Raw genomic sequence first — 21,578 nt, 5'->3', positions numbered from 1 at the left:
CGGCTGCTCGACACTGAAAGAGACTACCGCAAATCACGGCGCAACCCGGTGACGACTACCTGATCGCGCGCCACAAAGTGCACATCGAGACGCAGATCAGACCAGGAAACCAAGTCAACGCGTGTCGAGCACTGCTCACTTCACATCGTTCGTCGGAGTTGTTTCCGGCTCAAGCACCGAGAGCATCAGCAGTCGATGCGGCATCGCCCGCAATGAGTTCGGAGGCACCGAGAGCCTGGAAAATCATGGAGACCGCGCGCGTCGGGGCAAACAAGCGAATGCGGTTGTTGCCACGCCCCGCAGCGTCGACAACGGCATTCGCCACTCCGGACGACATGAAGGTCACGCCGGAGAGATCGACGTGAATATCGGTGCCGACCAGGAGAAGTCGGTCGAGCGCATGCACCAATTCCACACGCTGACCCATGTCCAATTCTCCGGAAAGCCTCAGTACCGCATAGGAAGGGGTGTAGCTTTCCACGTCGATACTGTACCGATACCCTTCTCGGCCGGCGCTGTCGAAGAGATCGAGAACATTTGCAGCTGAAGAACGTTCGTTGATCGTAGTCATGAAAGCCTCTTGTCTGGACTCGGCGTGCCCCACCGCCCGAATCAGCGATGAATCACTGTGCGTCGGATAACCAACGGTGTCGGTCACTGCGTTCCAGACGAACTCTGCCACCGGCAGGTTTCGCCGACACATCTACATTCATAACGCTAGGGTCTCGAAATTGTCACAGCGCGATGTCGCACTTTGGCGCCACCCCCGATGCACTGAACGCGTATACCCCACCCGGCCCCGACGTCTCTGCGGGGCGTCTCTGCGGCGTCAATCACTAGCTTTCTCGCTCATCGGGAAGGTGGGTTCGCCGCACCACCATTCCGCAATACCTTCTGTGACATGGATAACATTGTCGACGTACTCGTCATCGGATCGGGCGCTGCCGGATCGGCCGCAGCGCTCCAAGCACACGCTGACGGCGCGTCGGTGGTGATTCTGGAGAAGAGCGGACGCGATGCCGCGGGCGGCAATACTCGACTGTCCGGCAGTGGATGGTTCGTCAACCAGGACCCTGCTGCCGCCCGCACCTTCCTGCGTTCGTTGAACGGATCGTTCACCGTTGCCGACGATGTCATCGACGCCTGGGCAGAGAATACGCAAGGACTGTCCGACTGGCTCCGCAGTCTGGATGCATCTGTAGCGATGACCGGCGATTTCCATTCCACGGCGGAGTACGGCGAACTCGACGGAAGTTCTTGTTACGCAGGGATGGACACCATCGAAGGGAAGATGGGCAATGAACTTCTCTACTGCTTCCTCGTTTCCGCTCTCGCTGAACGTGGCATCACCACTCTTTTCGACACCGAAGCCACCAGACTCTTGACGGATGAATCCGGATCGGTGACCGGAGTCGAGGTCCGTTCGAGTGAACAAACTTCGGAGATCCAAGCGCGCCGGGGCGTCATTCTTGCCACCGGAGGATTCGAAGCGAATCCGGCCATGGTCCGCGACTACTTGCGTCTGGAGAATCCGAAGATCTGGGGCTCACCGTCGGCAACCGGCGACGGCCACCGCATGGCGCAGGCAGTGGGCGCAGATCTGTGGCATATGAACAACATGATGACCATTACGGGAATCCCCGGTGATCCCGAGAATCCCACGGGTTTCTTTCTCGCGCTGTGGAATGCACATAATTACGTGTTCCTCAGCCGGGAAGGTCGACGTTTCACCGACGAGTCAGCCGAAATGCGGCACGGTCATGTGTTCAGAGAGGGCTCTTACCAACACTTTCCAGTGCAACCGATGAACATCGTCTTCGACGAGACGATGCGGTTGGCCGGACAATTGAGCCCCAGCCGTGACGCACTGCCCGTCGGACACAGAGTCCTCGACGAAGGGTACGAGTGGAGTTCGGACAATCAAGCCGAGATCGACAAGGGTTGGATCGTCAAGGCGGACACGCTTGCCGAGCTCGCCGAGAAGCTCGGACTGGACCCCACAGTCGTGGAAACGAGCGTGCGCCGCTACAACGAGGCGTGCACAGACGGCGTAGACCACTCGTTCGGTCGCAAGCCCGAGACTTTGGCTCCGATAGCGACCGCTCCGTTCTACGCCGTCTCCGGGCCACCGCTGCTGGGATGGAGTAGCGGTGGGCCGCGCCGCGACGGTCATTCCCGCGTACTCGACACCGCCGGTAGCCCGATTCCGGGACTGTATGCGGCGGGCGCAGTGAGTTCCACCTACAGCGCGGCAAAGGACGGTGGATTCCACATTGCCGACGCCTTCGCATTCGGCCGTGTCGCCGGGGCCCACGCTGCCGCGCGCCAAGCTTGATACCGTCTGCCTTTCGACTGACTAGCTGCGCACAATCACGTGGCTCGTCAGTTGTGGTCGATCGTCACGCAGATGAATCCTCTGCGCCGGATGAAACCGGGATTCGTACCGGGACACTATCGCCTCGGCGGTCCCGTAATAGCTCACATCGCGCGGACGAACCTTCGCACGCCGCAAGGACTCGTCGAAGCTGGTTTCAACCCAGATTCGTAGGTCGAACTGATCTCGCATCAGTCCCCGAAAAAGCAGAACTCCCTCGACGAGCACGATGGCACGATCTGGAACCCGGGCCTTCGTTACCACCGATTCGTCCGTCTCCGGATCAGTCGAGACGTAGGAAATGTCGGAAACTTCGGCCGACCGTAGCGGCACCAGCACACGACTGCTGAGGATCGAATAGTCGTACGCATCCTCGAGATACCCACGCACCGCGTCGGGATTGTTGTTTCGTACGGCTTTCGCAGTCGAGAACTCGTCGCCATGGATCGTGACGACGTCATGGCCCGACGTCGAGATACCGTCAGCCAACTCGTCTGCGATCGTCGATTTTCCGGACGCCTCGATTCCCGAGAGCCCGACGACAGTGCGTCCGAAGCGTACTTCGTGGCACCGTACGACGTGCTCGACAAGAGAACCCGAATCATCCGCGCCGAAGGTCTTCTGCCGATTCACACCCGAGCGGCCTTGACCTCGTCGAAGAACGCGATGACGGCGGCTTCATTCTCCGGCGGGACCGTCATTGACGCCCGTGGACCCGCTACCGCGATGGAGTCGTCGGCGAGCCGGTTTCCAATGGTGAGCTTCAGTCCCGACTTCGACGGTTTCGCCTTCACCGCAATGTGTTCGACATGCCAGCGAGCCACTTCGCTCGTGCTCGCAGCGGTGCGGTCGAAGACCTCCACCGTGCGGTGGTCGAGGACCATGACGATGTTGGTCCCGACGGTAACTTCCAGATAGCGTCGTTCCGCCACGGTGTGCGCCTTTCGGTCAGTTGAACCCGACGCTACACACCGTGGCAGATCTCAGCGTGACATAACTCCGCTATTCAAAACTTCAGCTGTTCAGAACTTCTGTTGTTCAGAACTTCTGTTGTTCAGAACTTCAGCGGGATGAACTACCCGCATCCACCGGCAGTGCGACCGACGTGATGTAGCGGGCCTCGTCGGAAGACAGGAACAGAGCAGCGTTCGCTACGTCCACCGGTTCGATCCACGGAATGGCGAGCATGTTCATCGTCATCGCGGCCGCAGCGAATTCCTCCCGCGTCGGGTTCTCGAGATCGGGGCGGAACTTGCCGCGCACCAACGGGTTCTGAATCATCGGGGTGTCGACGTTGGTGGGATGGACCGTGTTGACCCGCACGTTGTACGGCGCCAGTTCCTTTGCCAGCGAACGCATCAGACCGACTACACCGTGCTTGGCTGCGGTGTAATGCGCAACCCCGACCAGCCCCCGAAGTCCGGCGATGGAGCTCGTGAGAGTCATCGATCCCCCACCTCGCTCGATCAAGTGCGGAGCCGCGACCGTCGTGGTGTGCCACACCCCGGTCAGGTTCACGTCCAGCATGGTCTGCCACATCGTTTCCGACATGGTCAGTGCCCCGTCGGATGACGTGATACCGGCTGTAGCGCACACGATGTCGAGTCCGCCGAGCGCTTCGACCCCCGAGTCCACCGCACTGCGTAGTGCCTCGAGATCCCGAACGTCCACTACCGCAGATTCGACCTTTCGCCCCATCGCCCGGATCTGCGCAACGGTCTCGTCGAGATCCGCCTCTGTTGCGGGCGGCGTGACTGTCGTTTCCAACGACGTGCACACGTCGACCGCGATGATGTCCGCGCCCTCTTCGGCAAAACGCACGGCCTGTGCCCGCCCGATTCCCCGAGCCGCACCCGTGATCAGCGCGATCTTGCCTTCCAATCGAGAAGTCATCAATTCACACTTTCTGGGTCAGGCCGGCGTCGACGACCAACTGACAGCCGGTCATGTAACGGGACTCCGCGGATGCGAGAAACAGGACGGCATTGCTGACATCCACCGGATCGACCCAGGGAACGGGCAACAGGTTGCGTGCGCTCAGTACTGCAGCAGCATCTGCTTCGGTGGGATTCTCGATGTCCGGGCACAGGTTCGCGAACACTCGCTCGTTGATGATCATCGGGGTACGTACCGAACCCGGATGCACGGAGTTGACGCGAATGCCCTCCGCCCCCAACTCGTTGGCCAGCGTTCTGGCCAGACCCACCACAGCGTGCTTGGCGGCGCTGTAATGACCCGCTCCGGCAATACCTTTGATTCCGGCGGTCGAGCTGACCAGAACGACGGATCCACCGTCGCCGAAGTGCGGAACACAGGCTTTGACGGTGTGCCACGCCCCGGTGAGATTGACGTCCAGCGATCGGTTCCACACTGCCGGTTCGATGGTCCACGACGGTCCCGGTGTGTCGTAGACGCCGGCGTTGGCGACCACGACGTCCAGACCCCCGAGTTCGGTAACACACTCGGCCACTACTGCGGCCAAGCCGTCGAAGTCCCGAATGTCCGCCACACCGGTGACCGCGACACCGCCTCGATCACGCACTGCCTGAGCGGTTTCCGCCAACCCCGATTGTGCCTGTTCGACGTCCAATGCGATCACGGACGCGCCTTCTTCGGCGAGCCGCTCGCAGTGTGAACGTCCCATTCCGCCGGCAGCACCCGTTACGAGCACCCGCTTGCCTTCGAGACGACTCATGCGTTCACCGCGCTGTTCAGCTCGAAGCCTCGGTATCCCGCTGCTGCCACGTCTGCACAGATGTCGGAGTAGACACCGAAGCCTCCGATGAAGGGCATGAAGATCCTCGGCTTTCCCGGGATGTTGGCTCCCATGTACCAGGAGTTCGCGGATGGAAACAATGTTGCCGACGCCCGACGCGAGCACTCCTCGAGCCAGGTGTCCACGGCTTCGGCGCTCGGCTCGATGGTGTCGATGCCGTTGGAATCGAGATGCTCGATCGCGTCGGCGATCCAGTCGACGTGCTGCTCGGCAGCGAGGATCATGTTCGACAGCACACTCGGGCTACCGGGTCCGGTGACGATGAACAGGTTCGGGAAGCCGTGCACTCCCAGGCCGAGATAGGTTCGCGGACCCGCATGCCAGTTCTCTCGCAAGGTCTCGCCGCTGCGGCCACGGATCTCGATGCGATCGAGTGCCCCGGTCATCGCATCGAAACCGGTGGCGAACACCAATGCGTCGAGTTCGTAGTGGGCGTCGGCCGTCTTGATCCCGGCCTCGTCGATTGCCTCGATCGGTGCGCTCTTGAGATCGACCAGGCTCACGTTGTCGCGGTTGTAGCTCTGGTAGTAGTCGGTGTCCGTCACGATCCGCTTGGTCCCGATGGGATGATCGTTCGGGATCAGCAAGTCTGCGATGGCCTGATCTTCGACCACCGATCTGATCTTGGCCTCGGCAAACGCCGCTGCTGTGGCGTTGGCGTCGATGTTGCTGGTCTGGTCGGCGAAGGTTTTGGCGAACAGGACACCGCCGAGCTTCCACCGCTCTTCGTAGGCCGCGTTTCTCTCGGCCTCGGACACCTCGAGCGCACTGCGAGGGTCCGAGACGAACGGTGATCCACCGCCGCTGCGCTTGGACAGTGCTCGACGCTCGGCGTAGTCGGCCTTGATCTCGGCGCGCCGCTTGTCGTCGAGCGGCGTGTTTCCCGCCGGCACACTGTAATTCGCGGACCGCTGGAACACGAAGAGGTGCTCGGCTTGCTCGGCGATCAAAGGAACGGACTGGATGCCCGACGATCCGGTACCAATCACTCCCACTCGCTTGCCGGTGAAATCGACGCCCTCGTGCGGCCAGAAGCCGGTGTGGAAGACCTCACCGCCGAAAGTCTCCCGACCTGCAATGTTCGGAACGTTCGCGGTCGAGAGGCTGCCAGTGGCGCACACCACGAAGCGTGAGGTGACGTCATGACCACCGTCGGTGCGCACTCGCCACGTCGACGAAGCCTCGTCGAACTGTGCGCTCTGAACACGGGTATCGAAGGTGAACCCACTGCGTAGGTCGAAACGATCGGCAACGTGATCGAGGTAGGACAGGATCTCCGGTTGCGCGGCGTACTTCTCGCTCCAGTCCCACTCCTGTTGCAGCTCTTCGGAGAACGAGTAGGAGTAGTCGAAACTCTCGACGTCGCAGCGTGCGCCCGGGTAGCGGTTGAAATACCACGTGCCGCCCACTCCGGAGCCCGCTTCGAAGCCGTGGACACGCAACCCCTGCTCGCGAAGTCGGTGCATGGCGTACATGCCGGCGACGCCGGCGCCGATGACTACGACGTCGAGTGGTGCGGTGGAGAAGTCAGGATCGGTCATGGTGGTCACGCTACGAGTGGGTTGGTTGGCAGAGGAACGGGTTCTCCCGCTGGGTGGGCGGGCGAGGCGGGTTTGTCCACCGATCGGAGGACACCGATGTCGTCCGGCACTGGGACCGGTAGGCGGACAGACCTGAAGGGAATTGGGGGCCATAGTTGTCTCATCACCGAAACACACGGTCACCGAGACCGACCAATCGAGGAGAACATGATGAGCACCAACACAATTCGACCCGAAGCAATTTCCTTCTCCGGCCTCAGCATGGCAGCTCTGGTTGCCCGCGCCGCCGGTGCGAACACGGTGAAGTCGATAACCGACACATCCGTCACGACGGCGATGATCAGCAATTCGGGTCGCGGCGCCCTGTATCTGGTCGACGCGTCCAATCCGAACGGCGACTGGGTCGTCCCGCCGGCGGACTACATCCTCCCCAACACGAACGTCAACGTAGTCGCCACCAGTAAGAACCAGAACGACTTCCCCATCGTGCTCACGTACCGCTCCGACGACGGTGGAGTGTTCGTCTTCAGTGCCACCAATTCGAAGACCAGGGCAGATGTCGGCGGTACGTACGCCACCGACGACCACGACGTCACGGTGACGATGACCTCGGGTTACCCGGCCATGAATGTCACCTACGTGATCCGGTGACGCTTGCTCACTCCAACAGACCCTGTCGCATCGCAGCGGCGACGGCGGCGCCTCGATCGTTGACTCCGAGTTTCTCGTAGAGGCGCTGTACGTGGGTCTTGACAGTGGAGGGCGCGAGAAAGAGCTGTGCGGCGATGGCCGGGATGCTTGCGCCCTGCGCGATCAATCCGAGAACCTCACGTTCGCGGGCACTGAGCGTCGGACCGGAAGGTTCACTGCGACGCCGGACCTCCCCCACCAATCCGGCGGCGATGCTGGGCGGCAACACATCTCGGCCCGCGGCACAGTCGAGTACGGCGCTCACGATCTCGGCGCGAGTGGATTCCTTCGGCAGGAACCCGGCAGCGCCGGCTTGCAGAGCCTGATAGACGACGGACGACTCGTCGTGAGCGCTGAGCAGTAGCACCCTGGTCGGAAGCTCGTCTCTGACCACTGCGGCGGCGACCTGAGTTCCGTCCAGGTGCGGCATCCGGAAATCGAGCAGCGCCACCTTCGGGCGTAGTTCGCGGATCATTGCGAGCGCTGCTGCGCCGTCGTCGGCCTCGCCCAGGACGTCGATGCTGTCACTGCCGGTCAGGGCCCGAACCACGCCCTCACGGAACAGCGGGTGATCGTCGCCGACCACCACGGAAACCTTGCCGACCACCGGCTTCGTGCCTTCTCGCATTGCTCACTTTCTCACGCCCGTATCAGCAATGCGAGCACTTGCGCCTCCCCCGATCGGGGGACAGACGATTCAACCCCGCCGCGGCCCCGTCGGCGGACATACAGCAGCACTCATTCGCGACAAGATTGATTCATCGCCGAGAACGGCAACCACACACCATCCCAGGAGCAGACATCATGCGTACCAACACCACTCGCTTCGTAGCAGTCACCGCAATCGCCCTCGCTCTCGGCGGAACCGCTCTGGGAACCGCAGCGATCGCCAACGCCGGCACCATGCCGACCGACGGCCCGACGGTTGCCATGACCATCACCAACAACACCGACAACCCGATGCTGCTGGACAGCGCGTCCAACCCCTACGGACAGTGGATCAACGGCCCCCGCTCCTACCTCGCCCCGCACACCACCGAGATCGTCACCGCGTACAGCAGCGATCCCCGAGGCATCGGTGTCGACGTCACCTACAACGTGGCCGACGGCGTCCAGACCGTGATGGCGGCCAACAACTACGCCGGCAACCCCACCCTCGACGGCACCCGCATCATCGGCGACCCGACGCACGTCATCCTCACCGACTACATGGCCACCGGCTACCCCACGATGAACGCCTCCTACGACGTCTTCACGCAGAACTGAACCAAGCGTCGAAGCACCCACGAACTTGATCCGCTACGGCCCACGACCCGGTATCCGCATGGATGTCGGGACGTGGTGTGCGCTGACCAACTCAGACGCGTTCGACCAACACGCAGCGGGCACCACTGAAGATAGTGGGCATGCACTTGTTGCAGTGGATGCACAGTGAATGGGTATCGGATTCGGCTGCGATCCGATTGATCAGATCCGGTTCTCTGAGCAGCGCCCGTGCCATGGCGACGAACTCGAATCCCTCCGCCATTGCCGTATCCATTCCAGCCTTGTCCGTGACACCGCCGAGCAGCACGAGCGGCAGCTTCACCGCAGCACGGATCTGCCGAGCCTCTTCCAACATGAACAGCGGCTTGTACGGATAGGTATGCAACATGCTCTTACCCACCAACTGCACACCGAGTCGAACAGGTTGCGGCATCGCGGCGGCAAACTCGCGGATCGGCGCATCGCCCTTGAACAGGTACATCGGGTTGAGCAGTGAGCTACCCATCGTCAACTCGAGCGCATCGACGCTTCCGGATGCTTCGAGCCACTGCGCCACCTGGATTGCTTCGTCGACCCAAAATCCTCCTGGCACACCGTCGTCCATGTTCAGCTTGGCCAGGATGGCGATCTTGTCGCCGACTGCATCGCGCACACTGCGCGCGGTGTCGAGTACGACGCGAGCCCGGTTCTCCAGTGATCCGCCGTAGGAGTCCTTACGACGGTTGAGTTTCGGGCTCAGGAACGAGCTCGCGAAATAGTTGTGACCGAAGTGGATCTCGACGGCGTCGAATCCTGCTTCGACGGCAAGTCGCGCAGCGCTCCCGTGCGCCACCGCAATTCTGGTGATGTCCGCTGTGGTGGCGCTGCGAATCATCCTCATGCTCAACGGATTGAACGAACTCGACGGTGCCAGCGCGGGCAGTCCGGTCGACTTCTGGTTCGCCACGGGACCGGCATGCCCGAGCTGCGCCGACGCAGCAGCACCTTCGGCGTGAATGGCATCGGTGAGCCGCCGTAGCCCGGGGAGGGCATCGGGCCGCATCCACAGCTGACCGTATTCGGTGCGTCCTTCCGGTGCGACGGCGCAGTACGCGACGGTGGACATCCCGACCCCACCGGCTGCCGGGCGTCGATGGAATTCGATCAGCTCGTCGGTGACCAGGGCGTCGGGAGTTTTGCCTTCGAATGTCGCGGACTTGATGATTCGATTTCGAAGGGTCACCGGGCCGAGCTTTGCCGGGGCGAGTACGTCGGGAGCAGCGGTCATCAAGTTTGCCTCTCGCGGGAGTTGTGTCCAGGACGGTAAATCCACGGCCGAGAGATGGCCAGCGTCCGTGCCACGGAGCGGGAAACGACTTCAGCCCGGCCGAGGTGGCCGGGCTGAAGTCGTCAGTGCCGTTCAGACTCGTCCGAAGTACGCATCCTTGAGCACTGCCAGGTCGTCGATGTCCTTGGCGTCGGCGTCGAGAACCACCTTGCCGATGTCGAGGACCGTCACGTGATCGGCGACGCTCATCGCGGCCTCGACTGCCTGCTCGACCAGCAGAACAGCCAGGCCGGTTTCCTTGAGTTGTTGGACGCGGTCCATCACCTCACCGACGATCACGGGAGCGAGACCGCCCGAAGGTTCGTCGAGAAGGAGTAACCTCGGCTGCGCCATCAGCGCTGCGCCGATCGCGAGCATCTGCTGCTGACCGCCCGACATGGAACCTGCGGGAAGCGAACGCTTCTCCCCCAGGATCGGGAACATCTCGTACATGGACTCGACGGACTCCATGAGTGCGCTCCGCTTCACCTTGCGGGTATAGCCACCGAGCAGGAGGTTTTGTTCGACGGTCTGCTTGTGAAAGACCCGCTTGCCCTCCTGCACGTATGCCATTCCCTGCCGCACCCGCTTGTGCGCGGGAACTCCGGTGATGTCGGCGCCGTCCATTTCGACGGTTCCAGAGGCCACCTTGTTGAGGCCGGACAGAGCACGCAGCGTGCTCGTCTTGCCGGCTCCGTTGCGTCCGAGCAGGGCTGTCACCTGACCGGGATAGACATCGAACGAGACGTCCCAGACGACGCGCAGATCGCCGTACCCGGTCTGCAGGTTACGGACCTTCAGAATCGGTTCCATCACTTCACCTCACTGGTCTGATGGTCCACCGCGCCGATTTCTTCGAGAAGCGCTTCCTCATCGCCGGACTTCACTCCGAGGTACTCGCTCAACACGCGTGGGTGATGTTCGATCGTCGCGGCGTCACCGGTAGCGATCACCTGTCCCTGAGCCAGTACCACGATCTCGTCGGCCAACGAGAGGACGAGGCGGAAGTTGTGCTCTACCAACACCACTGTGGCCCCGGCATCACGCAGCACCCGGATCAGGTCTGCCAGGCGTTCGAGTTCGTCCTCGTCGAGTCCGGATGCCACCTCGTCGAAGAGGACGACCCTCGGCTCGGCGATGACGGCGCGAGCAACCTCGAGCATGCGTCGCATCCCCAGGGGCAGCGACGTCGCGATCTCGTTGCGTAGGTGCGACATCCCCACGAGTTCGAGGACACGCTCGGCCTCGACGATGTCGGCCTTTGCGATCCTGCGGAAGCTGGGCAGACGAAGCACGGCCGACGCCATCGACGCGCGGTGCACCGAATAGCGTCCGGATGCAACAGCTTCCAGAACTGTGATGTTCTCCGGAATCGTCGGAGTCTGGAATGTCCGCGCCACACCCACACGGGCCACCTTGTGCGGCGACGACTGCGAGACCACCGTGTCACCGATCGTGATCACACCCGCATCGGCGGTGTAGAACCCGCAGATCATGTTGAGCATGGTCGTCTTGCCTGAACCGTTGGGTCCGATCAACGCGGTGACCTTACCGGCCTCGGCCGTCAACGTTGCCGCATTGAGTGCCTGGTTACCACCGAATGCCTTGGACACTCCGTCGACCACCAACCGAGCGCCGTTGATCGCCGCAAGTTCCGGTGTCCCACCGCCGTTTTCCTTTGCAGTGACTACGCCCATGCCGGCCTTGCGATCGAGTTTCGAGACGATCGCTCGTCCGACCTTGGTCAAACCACCGGAGAGCAGCACGCCGCCGATGATCAGGAAGCCGCCGTAGAAGATCAGCGAGTATTCCTGGAACGCCGTCGACTGGTTGGGGCCGAGCTGCATGATCGCGGCACCGACAACCGCGCCGTACACACTTGCCGCCCCGCCCAGGATCGACGCCGCCAGAACTGCTGTGGCAAAGGTGAACCCGAAGGCCTCCGGCGAGATGAACAGGTCGGTGTTGGCGAACAGCGCACCCGCCAGACCCGCCGGGAACGCACCGATCGCATACCCGAGCAGCTTCATCCGGAACACCGACACACCCTGCGACGACGCCAGAACCGGCGACAGCTTGAGCGTGCGGAACGCGATGCCGTGGCGTGAGACCACGAGGTTGCGCATCACCGCGAACCAGAGGACGGTCACGACGACGACCACCATGTAGTACTGCTGAGTATCGAGTTCGGAACCGAAGAGCGTCGGCGGTTCCATACCGGTGAGGCCGTTTCGGCCGCCGGTCTTACCGCCGAAGATCGCCAGTACGTCCGGTACCAGCAGGACCAGGAAGAACGACGTCATCGCCAGGGACCAGTTGCCCAGGCGCAGACCGGGAACACCGGTCAAGATACCGACCGCCAGCGCCACAGCTCCGGAGGCAGCGAGCTGGAGCAGAATGTCGGTGTGACCGGCCTGGGACATCAGACCCGCGGTGTAAGCACCGGCCGCGTACATCGCGGCCTGGCCGAGCGCCAGTTCACCGGCGAAGCCGAGGCTCAGGTTCAGGCCACTGACCACCAGTGCCAGGATGCAGGCCAATTGAATCTGCCGTGATGTCGACAGATCCAGCCCGAGGACCGGGAGCAGCAAGATCACTACCGCCAGGACCAGCGGGATGATCCAGCTCGGAAGGGAACGGAAAGTCCGCCACGCGCTTACCATTTCACACCACCCGTTCTCGGACGTTGCCGAACAAGCCGGCAGGTTTGACCATCAAGATGACGATCAGCACCGTGAAGACGGCGATATTGCTGTACTGACTTCCCGCCCACAGAGCGGTGAACGATTCCACCAGGCCGACGGTCAGTCCGCCGATCAAAGCGCCTGGCAGAGAGCCGAACCCGCCGATCGCCAACGCCACGAATCCCTTGAGGGCCAGCGCGGCACCCAATGTCGCAACTGCAAACGTCTTGGGACCGACCAGCAGTCCGAGGACACCGGCCAATGCACCCGAGAAGGCAAACGCACCCAGCGCCAAACGTCGGACGTTGACTCCGCGCAGCATCGCCGCTTCACGATCCTCGGAGATACCGATCAGAGCCAGACCCGTCATGGTTTTCTTGGAGACGTAACTCAACCCGATGACCAGTGCGATCGCCGCAACAAGCAGAGCGATCTCGACCGGGTAGGTGCGGCCGCCGAGTAGGGTGATCGGTTCGTTCGATCCGAAGAACGGAACCGTGAGAGGTTCACTACCCCAAATCAATTGAGTTGCACCATTGAGCAGAGTGGCAACACCAAGCGTGGTGACCAACTGGTTCTGGTGATCGGCCACCGGTCTGATCGCGACGATCTCCTCAACCGAGGCGAGGAGCATCACGGTCACGGTTGCCATGACGGCCACCACGAGAACGGGGAGTTTCAGGGTTACCAGACCCGTGTAGGCGACGAAGGTGCCCACCATCATCAGCTGAGCTTGAGCGAAGTTGAAAGTGTTGGACGAAACGAAAACGATGTTGTACCCGATGGCAACCAGCACGTAGACCGCGCCGAGCGCCAATCCGGACCACAGAATGGTCATGACGCAGCCGGGTTTCCGAACTGACCGTTGAGGATCTTCGTCGGGCTGATGAACTTCAGCTCACTGGTATCCGGGTTCGGGCCGTGGTTGTCGGAGCTGAAGTTGTAGCGCGAGAGGAATGCAGTCTTGGCATTCTCCTGGACCTCTGCGGTTTCCAGTGCTTCGGCGAGCTTCTTCGGATCGGTCGAACTGCCGACCTTCTCCGCTGCCGCCGCGACGAGGGGGAATGCGTCGTAGTTGTCCGCGAGGATCAGCGTCGACGGGATCGAGCCCAGCGACGCCATCGTGTCCACCATCGTGGTGACGAGCGCGTTGTTCGGATCGAACACCGTGCTGGTGAACACCTGCGTCACGAGGTTCTTCACCTGTGGGGTGCCGAGCACACCGGCGGGCGGATCGTTGGCGATCAGGTTGGTGGCAGAGACCGACGTGTTGCCGATCAACGGCACGTCCCAGCCGAGTCGCTCCAGGCTCTGCAACACGTATCCGAGCGGGGCGCCGTACGCGTCCAACGCGATTGCCGTTGCACCGGCATTCTTCAGCGACTGCAACTGAGCCGTCATGTCCAGCGCGGCGGCGTCGTACTCCTCGTTGCCCGCAGCCTTCAAGCCGACCTTCTCGAGCGCACTGGTCATCTCCTCGCCGAAGAGTTCACCGTAGGCGGTACTGCCGTGCAGGACTCCGACGCTGCTGTAGCCCTTGGTCTTTGCATACTCGGAGATGCCGCGAGCGGTGTCGGTCGCACCCGGAGCCAGGTCGAAGTTCAGCGGGAACTTCGAGGGGTCCGTCGAATCGGGAGAAGGCGCCATGCTCAGCGAGAGGATGTTGTTCTGCTTGAGGATCGGGAGAACCGCAGCCGCAATCGACGAAGGACCCGAGTTGAGGTAGAGGTCAGGCTTGTTCCCCGAGTTGATGGCTTCGCGCAGCTTGGTGACGGCGATGGTTGCATCACCCGCGTCGTCGACAGTGGTGAGCTCGATCTGACGGCCACCGATTCCCCCGGCCTCGTTCTGGACCTGAACGCCGGCCTTGGTGGCCAGCAGCGAGGTCTGCGAGTTCGCCGCGAGAACGCCCTGTGCACTGATCCCGCCGGTCAACAGCACTCGGTACGGCGAATCCGCGCCACCTTCGGACTCCGAAGAACCACTACACCCCGCGAGAGCCAGAGCCGTCACGGCTACTGCCGCAACAAGAATGGGCCGACGATTCATGTCTGCACTCCTAGAACACATGTATGCACCGAACGTCAGGCGAATACCTGACGAAAGAAGGGTCGACCGGTGGACGCGCCTGATTTGGAGCACCAGCCGACCAAGCACCCGCTTGATGATCTAGCAAGCAGTTGCTTGGGTTGGAGCATAGAATGTGATCTGGATAACGTCAAACGCGTAAAAGAGGATTCATGGAAGCGGACGCTATGCACATTCGGGTCGCCTCGACAGACCGATTCCCGCTGGGTGGAAATGCCAAAACGGCCCCACGCCCTGCGGGATTCGATGAAATGAATCCGACAGGGCGTGGGGCCGTTTGTGACTAGGTCCGACTACCGCTGGTTGCGGGGTTTCCAGACCACCAACGCGTTGTTGCGCGGAATCGGAACGAGGTCCCGGCGGTACCCCGCATGGACTTTCGCGATTTCCTCGGCCAATTCGCGGACGCGATGCTGCAAAGCCTCGACCTGGTTGGTCAGTTCGATGATCCGTTTGATTCCGGCAAGGTTGACGCCCTCGTCCTGCGAAAGCCGTTGCACCTCACGAAGAAGCGCAACATCACGAGGGGAGTAGCGTCGTCCTCCACCAGTGGTTCGGTGAGGGGTGACCAAACCGAGTCGATCGTAGTTGCGCAAGGTCTGCGCATGCATTCCGGCCAACTCGGCTGCCACCGAGATCACGAAGATCTGGGCGTCAGGATCGACCGTCGCATCCCATTGATTCTGCGGTCGTTCGGTCATCATGCACCGGCCCACCCGGCCCGTGGATCGAACCCGCTCGCCTTCTCGGCTTCGAGATAGGTCTTCAGCGCTTCGATCGCCGGGTCGTCCAACTTCTGCGGGACGGATACCTTGACGGTGACCAGGAGATCACCGGCACCATCGGGACGCTTGGGGATACCGCGTCCGCGAACTCGCAGAATGCGTCCGTCCACCGTCCCGGCCGGAACCTTCACTCCGACACGGCCCTCCAGGGTCGGCACGGACAGTGTCGTGCCGAGCACCAGTTCGCCGTAGCTCACCGGAACCGTCAGAGTCAGGTCGTCACCGTTGCGGCCGAAGACGCTGTCGGGCTTGACGCGGATGTTGACGAACAGGTCACCGGCCGGTGCTCCGCGGAGGCCCGCTTCGCCCTTGCCCTTGAGCCTGATCTTCTGACCGTCACTCACGCCGGCGGGCACGCGAACCGTGATGGTCCGTGTCCGGTTGGTGACGCCGCTACCGTGGCAGTCCTCGCACGGCGAGTCGATGATCGAGCCGGTTCCCCGGCAATCGTCGCACGGCTCACTGAATCCGAAGGCGCCCTGGTTCCGGCTGACAACGCCGGTTCCGTTGCAATGCGGGCACACTCGCGGGCTGGTGCCTGGCTTCGCGCCGCTGCCGTGGCACGTGGTGCACGACGTCGGACTTGTCAGACGAAGTGGGACGGTGACACCGAGCGCTGCTTCACGGAAGGCGAGCGTCGTCTCGGTCTCGAGATCCTTGCCTCGACGCGGGCGATTGGGTGCGGCTGTGCGCTGGCCCGCGCCCCCACGGTTGAACAATCCGCCGAAGATGTCGCCGAGACCCGAGTCCTGCGCGCCGGCACCGCCGCCGAACAGATCGTTGATGTCGAAACCGCCGGCGCCGGGGTTGAATCCGCCGCCGCCTTGAGCGCGGGGGCCGAAGCCTCCGCTGGCAAAGAGGCGCCTGGCCTCGTCGTACTCCTTGCGCTTGTCCGGATCGGACAGAACGGCATGAGCTTCACTGACGGACTTGAAACGCTCTTCGGCCTTCGCATCGTCAGGGTTGGCGTCGGGATGAAGATCCCGAGCCAGCTTGCGATACGCCTTCTTGATTTCGTCGGCCGTCGCGGTGGACGAGACGCCCAGCTCCTTGTAGAAGTCCTTCTCGATCCACTCCCGTTGACTCACTGGGCGTCTCCTCCTCTCACTCTTACTTCGCTTCTTGTTCTGAACCGTCTGCAGGCTTGTCGCCTACCCGGTCCGTCACGGCCACCATCGCGGTCCGAAGGACCCGGTCGCCGAGCTTGTAACCCTTGCGCATGACCGTCCCGAGTACGGGGTCGTGGCCTTCGCCTTCATGCTGCACCGCTTCGTGGAGTGCGGGATTGAAATCGTCACCCTCGTTACCGAAGTCGGTCAAACCCAGACCCGTCAGGGTCGTGTTGAGCTTGTCCGCGAGTGCACGCAGTGGACCCGATTCGAGGTCACCGTGTGCCCGAGCGCGATCCAGGTCGTCGAGGATTCCGATGAGCTCGGTGATGACCGAAGCCCGCGCGGTTTCCTTGATGACCTGCTTGTCACGCTCGACGCGACGACGGTAGTTGGTGAACTCCGCCTGAAGTCGCTGCAGATCCGCAGTTCGTTCGGCGAGCTGATCGGTGGCGGATGCTTCCTCCACGATCGACTCTGCTTCCTGAACTACCCCTGTGTCTTCCGAGTCGAGCGGCGGCAGGGATTCCCCCGCCGCCTCTCCCTGTGCACCGGTCTCGGGGTCGACCGGGTTGTTCTCGGGGTTGTCCGAGGTCACTTCTTGTCCGAGTCGGTGGGCTCGTCGACAACCTCGGCGTCGACAACGTCGTCGTCATTGCCTGCGCCGTCGGTGTTTCCGGCCTCGTTTGCAGCGGAAGCCTCGTAGATGGCCTGGCCCAAAGCCTGCGACTCGGTGCCCAGCTTCTCCACTGCGGTCTTCACTGCAGCGATGTCGGTGCCTGCCAGGGCGTCGTTGACGTCCTTGACCGCTGCCTCGACCTTGGTCAGGATCTCCTCGGAGACCTTGCCCGCGTTCTCACCTTCACGCTGCTCCTTGACGAACTTCTCCGTCTGGTGGACCAGCGACTCGGCCTGGTTGCGAACCTCTGCCTCTTCGCGACGGGCCTTGTCTTCCTCGGCGTGAGCCTCGGCGTCCTTGACCATGCGCTCGATCTCTTCCTTGGACAGACCGGAGCCGTCCTGGATCTTGATCGTGTTTTCCTTGCCGGTGCCCTTGTCCTTCGCCGTCACGTGCACGATGCCGTTGGCGTCGATGTCGAAGGTGACCTCGATCTGCGGAACGCCACGCGGGGCGGGCGGCAGATCGGTGAGCTCGAAGGAGCCGAGCAGCTTGTTGTGCGAAGCGATTTCGCGCTCACCCTGGAAGACCTGGATCTGCACCGAAGGCTGATTGTCGTCAGCGGTGGTGAAGGTTTCGGAACGCTTCGTGGGGATCGTGGTGTTGCGCTCGATGAGCTTGGTCATCACGCCACCCTTGGTTTCGATACCGAGGGAAAGCGGCGTGACGTCGAGGAGCAGAACGTCCTTGACCTCACCCTTGAGCACGCCGGCCTGGAGTGCGGCGCCGACTGCGACGACCTCGTCCGGGTTGACGCCCTTGTTGGGCTCACGGCCACCGGTCAGTTCACGAACCAGATCGGAGACGGCCGGCATACGGGTGGAGCCACCGACGAGCACGACATGGTCGATGTCCTTGACGGCGATTCCGCTGTCCTTGATCACTGCCTGGAACGGCGCACGAGTGCGATCGAGCAGGTCCGAGGTGATCTTCTGGAACTCGCTGCGGGTGAGCTGCTCGTCCAGGAAGAGCGGGTTCTTGTCCGCGTCGACCGTGATGTACGGGAGGTTGATGGAGGTGCTCTGCGAGCTGGAGAGCTCGATCTTCGCCTTCTCCGCAGCCTCACGCAGACGCTGCAGCGCCATCTTGTCCTTGGTCAGATCGATGCCGTTCTGAGCCTTGAACTTGTCGACCAGCCAAGCGACGACGCGCTCGTCCCAGTCGTCGCCACCGAGGTGGTTGTCACCGGAGGTTGCGCGAACCTCGACGACGCCGTCGCCGATTTCGAGCAAGGAGACGTCGAAGGTGCCGCCACCGAGGTCGAAGACCAGAATGGTCTGCTCGGTGTCACCCTTGTCCAGTCCGTATGCCAGTGCAGCCGCGGTGGGCTCGTTGACGATACGAAGGACGTTGAGGCCGGCGATCTGGCCGGCTTCCTTGGTTGCCTGACGCTGTGCGTCCTCGAAGTACGCGGGGACGGTGATGACGGCGTCGGTGATGTCTTCGCCGAGGTAAGCCTCCGCGTCACGCTTGAGCTTCATGAGCGTGCGGGCGCTGATTTCCTGCGGCGTGTACTTCTTGCCGTCGATTTCCACGTTCCAGTCAGTGCCGATGTGGCGCTTGACGGAGCGGAGGGTGCGGTCGACGTTCGTGACTGCCTGGTTCTTCGCGGGCTGACCGACGAGAACCTCGCCGTTCTTGGCAAATGCGACCACCGAGGGGGTGGTACGTGAGCCTTCGGCGTTGGCGACCACTACGGGCTCGCCGCCCTCCAGCACTGCAACTACCGAGTTGGTCGTACCGAGATCGATACCGACTGCACGAGCCATAGTGTTCCTACCTTTCGTTCTGCGGTTCTCTGCCCGAGTGGTTGATCTCGAACATGACCGCGAGTTTTTCGCTTGGTGAGCGTCCTCCGCTCAAGTTTGCCTCCGACCGTAGCCGGGAGTCAACTCGAAGTTGAGCCGAGGGCGCTCAAGCTTGTCGAAATGGTCAACTACAGCCCACGTAGATTTGTTCCCGCCTTCCCCGAAAAGCCGAAAAAGTGTGCCACATCACTTCCAGATCTGTACGAATGGCTACGATCGGCCGGTGACCGATCCCGACAATCCTCCCGTTCGACCTGCTCGACCGGCGCCGGCGCGCCCAGCCCCCGAGCGACCCGACGTCTCGGTTCGGCCGCTCCGACCTGCAGCGAACGACGAGACGCCCAAAGCCGTGACGTTGTCTACTTCCGCCTGGATCGGCTCGTTCGTAGTCCTGGCCGGTATCGCCGGAGTGGTAGTCACCAGTCTCGACGACGTCCGCTCAGCCCTCGAGGAATCGACTGCGCGCGACAATCCCGGATACTCGTCCACCGACATCTCCGATGCCGTGACGGTCGTCCTGGTGGGCAGCGGCGGCGGCGCTCTCGTCCTGGTCCTGCTCGCACTCATGAGCCTTCAACTCCTCCGTGCCCGCAAGAACGCCGGGCGGGCGATGACGGCGATCGTGGGAGTCGTGAGCATCGCGGCCGGACTCGGCTTCATGTCTCTGGTCGACGGCGCTGCGGATATCGGCGCTGGAGTTCTGAGATGGGGTCCGATTCTCTACTGCGTCCTTGTCGCAGTGGCGGCGATCGCTCCGTTCACTCCCGGTGTCAGCACCTGGTTGCGAGTACGCCGATGAAGGTTCACGTACAACTCGACTCCGCGCCGGGCGCGGGCGCTGCTCGCAGCCGTGAACTCGCGGAGATCGGCGCCGGTGGCCTGTTCACCTTCGAGGGACCACACGACGTGTTCTTCCCACTCGTCGAAGCGGCATCGGCCGTCGACCTCGACCTGATGACCAACGTCGCCATCGCGTTCCCCCGTAGTCCCATGCATCTGGCACATTCGGCCAACGACCTGCAGTTGCTCAGTCGCGGGCACTTTCGCCTGGGTCTCGGATCGCAGATCAAACCGCACATCGAAAAACGCTACAGCGCAACGTGGTCGCGTCCAGCGGCCCGCATGAAGGAGACGGTCGCCGCGGTCAAGGCGATCTTCACGGCATGGGAGAACACCTCGACGCTGAACTTCCGCGGCGAGTTCTACACCCACACACTGATGCCACCGACGTTCGATCCCGGCCCCAATCCCTATGGGCCGCCGCCCATCCTGATGGGCGCACTCGGGCCGGTGATGACCCGAACGGCGGCGGAGGTGGCCGACGGACTACTGGTCATGCCGTTCCACACGCACCGCCATTTCCTCGAACGAACACTTCCGGCCGTCGATGCCGGTCTTCGTGAATCCGGCCGCACCCGAGAAGAATTCACGATCATCCCGCAGGTCATCGTCGGCGTCGGCCGCGGCGACGAACAACTCGCCGCGGCTGCACGAGGCGTCCGAGCCCTGCTCTCGTTCTACGGTTCGACGCCCGCATACCGTCCGGTGCTCGACGTCGAAGGGTGGGGCGAGGTCCAACCGGAACTCAATGCCCTGTCCAAGCGAGGCGGCTACGCCGACATGGCGTCACTGATCACCGATCCGATGCTGACCACACTCGCCGTCGTCGGCACCCCCGAAGAGTGTGCGGCCGAGATTCGGCGGCGGTTCGGCGAGCATGCCGACGAGGTGTGCTGCTACTTCCCCGGTTACGACGCAGAACCGGCCGACGTGGCGTCGCTGATCTCGTCTCTCGACTGAACTGCTCAGGCTCGCAGAGTGCGTGCCAACTCGACGAGCGATTCCCGGGCAGCGCGCAGGCTTTCGTCACCCTGCTCGATCAGAGGTGCCATCGCCGGAATACGGTGCGCCAACGTCAGTTCCGCGGTGATGACGGAGACATCCATTCCCATCGACACCCCGAGCACCTGCACGAGTGGCGGGACGGTGTGATCGTTGGCCTCGTTCCCCGAACCCGGCCCATAGGTGTTCCCACGGCTGGACACGATCACCACCGGCTTACCGGCCAGCGGCTGAGTGCGCGTGTCGAAAGGCACCGTCGTCCCCAGGACGTGTACGTAATCGATCCATGCCTTCAACGTGGACGGGATCGACCAGTTGTACATCGGTGCACCGATCACGACTGCGTCCGCAGCGATGAGTTGCTCGATGATCCGAGCCTGCAGTGCTTCCGCGGCGGGATCCGGAATCTCCCCATCGACTCGCAAGCGTGGTGCGTAGTGCAGGGCCGCATCCGCGAGGTGCGGCAACGGATCCCGATGCAGGTCCACCGTCACCGTCGTGTGATCCGGGCTGTTCTTCGACCACTGCTGAGCGAACAGGGCAGTCAGATCACGCGAGGTCGAGTTGTGGAGTTCGGCAGACGAATCGATGTGAAGTAGCTGTGGCATTCCTCATCACTACCAGAGCGCG

The 21,578-nt window shown here is 62.5% G+C and carries 22 protein-coding genes; 5 read left to right on the top strand and 17 right to left on the bottom strand.

What is annotated here, in order from left to right:
* Positions 1–169 precede the first annotated feature (169 nt).
* Positions 170–571: an STAS domain-containing protein gene (locus ABWI03_RS08435; RefSeq protein ID WP_298775908.1), complete on the bottom strand. Its 402-nt coding sequence runs from the start codon at positions 569–571 to the stop codon at positions 170–172.
* A gap of 330 nt (positions 572–901) precedes the next feature.
* Here ABWI03_RS08435 and ABWI03_RS08430 point away from each other — a divergent pair, with 330 nt between their 5' ends.
* On the top strand, positions 902–2,335 hold the full coding sequence (locus ABWI03_RS08430) for an FAD-dependent oxidoreductase (RefSeq protein WP_298775910.1): 1,434 nt from the start codon (positions 902–904) through the stop codon (positions 2,333–2,335).
* Positions 2,336–2,356: 21 nt separating this feature from the next.
* Here ABWI03_RS08430 and ABWI03_RS08425 read toward each other — a convergent pair whose 3' ends face one another.
* The 5 genes from ABWI03_RS08425 to ABWI03_RS08405 all read right to left on the bottom strand — a co-directional run bounded on the left by ABWI03_RS08425 (position 2,357) and on the right by ABWI03_RS08405 (position 6,691).
* Positions 2,357–3,007, bottom strand: a complete 651-nt coding sequence (locus tag ABWI03_RS08425; protein ID WP_298775913.1) for a nucleoside/nucleotide kinase family protein — start codon at positions 3,005–3,007, stop codon at positions 2,357–2,359.
* Positions 3,004–3,306 carry a hypothetical protein gene (locus tag ABWI03_RS08420; protein ID WP_019749398.1) on the bottom strand — a complete coding sequence of 101 codons (303 nt, stop codon included), beginning with the start codon at positions 3,304–3,306 and terminating at the stop codon, positions 3,004–3,006. Before ABWI03_RS08420 ends, ABWI03_RS08425 begins: the two co-directional genes overlap by 4 nt.
* A 130-nt stretch (positions 3,307–3,436) precedes the next feature.
* On the bottom strand, positions 3,437–4,267 hold the full coding sequence (locus ABWI03_RS08415) for a mycofactocin-coupled SDR family oxidoreductase (RefSeq protein WP_298775916.1): 831 nt from the start codon (positions 4,265–4,267) through the stop codon (positions 3,437–3,439).
* Positions 4,268–4,271: 4 nt separating this feature from the next.
* A complete protein-coding gene (locus tag ABWI03_RS08410; RefSeq protein ID WP_019749396.1) occupies positions 4,272–5,069 on the bottom strand; it encodes a mycofactocin-coupled SDR family oxidoreductase in 798 nt (265 codons plus the stop codon).
* A complete protein-coding gene (locus ABWI03_RS08405; RefSeq protein WP_298775920.1) occupies positions 5,066–6,691 on the bottom strand; it encodes a flavin-containing monooxygenase in 1,626 nt (541 codons plus the stop codon). Before ABWI03_RS08405 ends, ABWI03_RS08410 begins: the two co-directional genes overlap by 4 nt.
* 210 nt (positions 6,692–6,901) lie before the next feature.
* Between ABWI03_RS08405 and ABWI03_RS08400 the strand changes: the two genes are divergently transcribed.
* Entirely contained in the window at positions 6,902–7,342 is a 441-nt protein-coding gene (locus tag ABWI03_RS08400) for a hypothetical protein (RefSeq protein WP_124567334.1), read from the top strand.
* 7 nt (positions 7,343–7,349) lie between these two features.
* On the opposite strand, the gene ABWI03_RS08395 is transcribed toward ABWI03_RS08400, so the two are convergent.
* Positions 7,350–8,009 (bottom strand): response regulator, encoded by a 660-nt coding sequence (locus ABWI03_RS08395; protein WP_200314274.1) that lies wholly within the window; start codon positions 8,007–8,009, stop codon positions 7,350–7,352.
* A gap of 176 nt (positions 8,010–8,185) precedes the next feature.
* Between ABWI03_RS08395 and ABWI03_RS08390 the strand changes: the two genes are divergently transcribed.
* Positions 8,186–8,647 (top strand): hypothetical protein, encoded by a 462-nt coding sequence (locus tag ABWI03_RS08390; protein ID WP_095972469.1) that lies wholly within the window; start codon positions 8,186–8,188, stop codon positions 8,645–8,647.
* Positions 8,648–8,738: 91 nt separating this feature from the next.
* Here ABWI03_RS08390 and ABWI03_RS08385 read toward each other — a convergent pair whose 3' ends face one another.
* The 9 genes from ABWI03_RS08385 to dnaK form a co-directional block, all read right to left on the bottom strand.
* Positions 8,739–9,914 carry an NADH:flavin oxidoreductase gene (locus ABWI03_RS08385; protein ID WP_298775928.1) on the bottom strand — a complete coding sequence of 392 codons (1,176 nt, stop codon included), beginning with the start codon at positions 9,912–9,914 and terminating at the stop codon, positions 8,739–8,741.
* A 132-nt stretch (positions 9,915–10,046) separates the two neighbouring features.
* Complete coding sequence (locus ABWI03_RS08380) at positions 10,047–10,766, bottom strand: ABC transporter ATP-binding protein (protein WP_298775931.1); 720 nt, start codon at positions 10,764–10,766, stop codon at positions 10,047–10,049.
* Complete coding sequence (locus ABWI03_RS08375) at positions 10,766–12,616, bottom strand: branched-chain amino acid ABC transporter ATP-binding protein/permease (protein WP_298775933.1); 1,851 nt, start codon at positions 12,614–12,616, stop codon at positions 10,766–10,768. Before ABWI03_RS08375 ends, ABWI03_RS08380 begins: the two co-directional genes overlap by 1 nt.
* A gap of 1 nt (position 12,617) precedes the next feature.
* Complete coding sequence (locus ABWI03_RS08370) at positions 12,618–13,475, bottom strand: branched-chain amino acid ABC transporter permease (protein ID WP_020906602.1); 858 nt, start codon at positions 13,473–13,475, stop codon at positions 12,618–12,620.
* Positions 13,472–14,686: an ABC transporter substrate-binding protein gene (locus tag ABWI03_RS08365; RefSeq protein ID WP_095972473.1), complete on the bottom strand. Its 1,215-nt coding sequence runs from the start codon at positions 14,684–14,686 to the stop codon at positions 13,472–13,474. Before ABWI03_RS08365 ends, ABWI03_RS08370 begins: the two co-directional genes overlap by 4 nt.
* A 332-nt stretch (positions 14,687–15,018) precedes the next feature.
* Complete coding sequence (locus tag ABWI03_RS08360) at positions 15,019–15,429, bottom strand: heat shock protein transcriptional repressor HspR (protein WP_003944355.1); 411 nt, start codon at positions 15,427–15,429, stop codon at positions 15,019–15,021.
* Entirely contained in the window at positions 15,426–16,598 is a 1,173-nt protein-coding gene (dnaJ, locus tag ABWI03_RS08355; protein ID WP_095972474.1) for a molecular chaperone DnaJ, read from the bottom strand. The genes ABWI03_RS08360 and dnaJ overlap by 4 nt, the downstream gene beginning before the upstream one ends.
* Before the next feature lie 22 nt (positions 16,599–16,620).
* Complete coding sequence (gene grpE / locus ABWI03_RS08350; RefSeq protein WP_298775942.1) at positions 16,621–17,217, bottom strand: nucleotide exchange factor GrpE; 597 nt, start codon at positions 17,215–17,217, stop codon at positions 16,621–16,623.
* Positions 17,214–19,067, bottom strand: a complete 1,854-nt coding sequence (gene dnaK / locus ABWI03_RS08345) for a molecular chaperone DnaK (protein ID WP_003944365.1) — start codon at positions 19,065–19,067, stop codon at positions 17,214–17,216. The genes grpE and dnaK overlap by 4 nt, the downstream gene beginning before the upstream one ends.
* 262 nt (positions 19,068–19,329) lie before the next feature.
* Here dnaK and ABWI03_RS08340 point away from each other — a divergent pair, with 262 nt between their 5' ends.
* Both ABWI03_RS08340 and ABWI03_RS08335 read left to right on the top strand, forming a co-directional pair.
* Positions 19,330–19,905, top strand: coding sequence for a hypothetical protein (locus tag ABWI03_RS08340; RefSeq protein ID WP_253253001.1), 576 nt, complete (start codon positions 19,330–19,332; stop codon positions 19,903–19,905).
* On the top strand, positions 19,902–20,906 hold the full coding sequence (locus ABWI03_RS08335) for a TIGR03617 family F420-dependent LLM class oxidoreductase (protein ID WP_298775945.1): 1,005 nt from the start codon (positions 19,902–19,904) through the stop codon (positions 20,904–20,906). Before ABWI03_RS08340 ends, ABWI03_RS08335 begins: the two co-directional genes overlap by 4 nt.
* A 5-nt stretch (positions 20,907–20,911) precedes the next feature.
* Here ABWI03_RS08335 and ABWI03_RS08330 read toward each other — a convergent pair whose 3' ends face one another.
* Entirely contained in the window at positions 20,912–21,556 is a 645-nt protein-coding gene (locus ABWI03_RS08330; RefSeq protein ID WP_124567338.1) for an FMN-dependent NADH-azoreductase, read from the bottom strand.
* Between the last annotated feature and the right edge of the window lie 22 nt (positions 21,557–21,578).

The sequence above is a fragment of the Rhodococcus baikonurensis genome (assembly GCF_040489275.1).
Classification (GTDB): domain Bacteria; phylum Actinomycetota; class Actinomycetes; order Mycobacteriales; family Mycobacteriaceae; genus Rhodococcus_F; species Rhodococcus_F baikonurensis.
The sequence above is the reverse complement of the archived record's forward strand: the minus strand, read 5'-3'. Positions and strand labels throughout refer to the sequence as shown.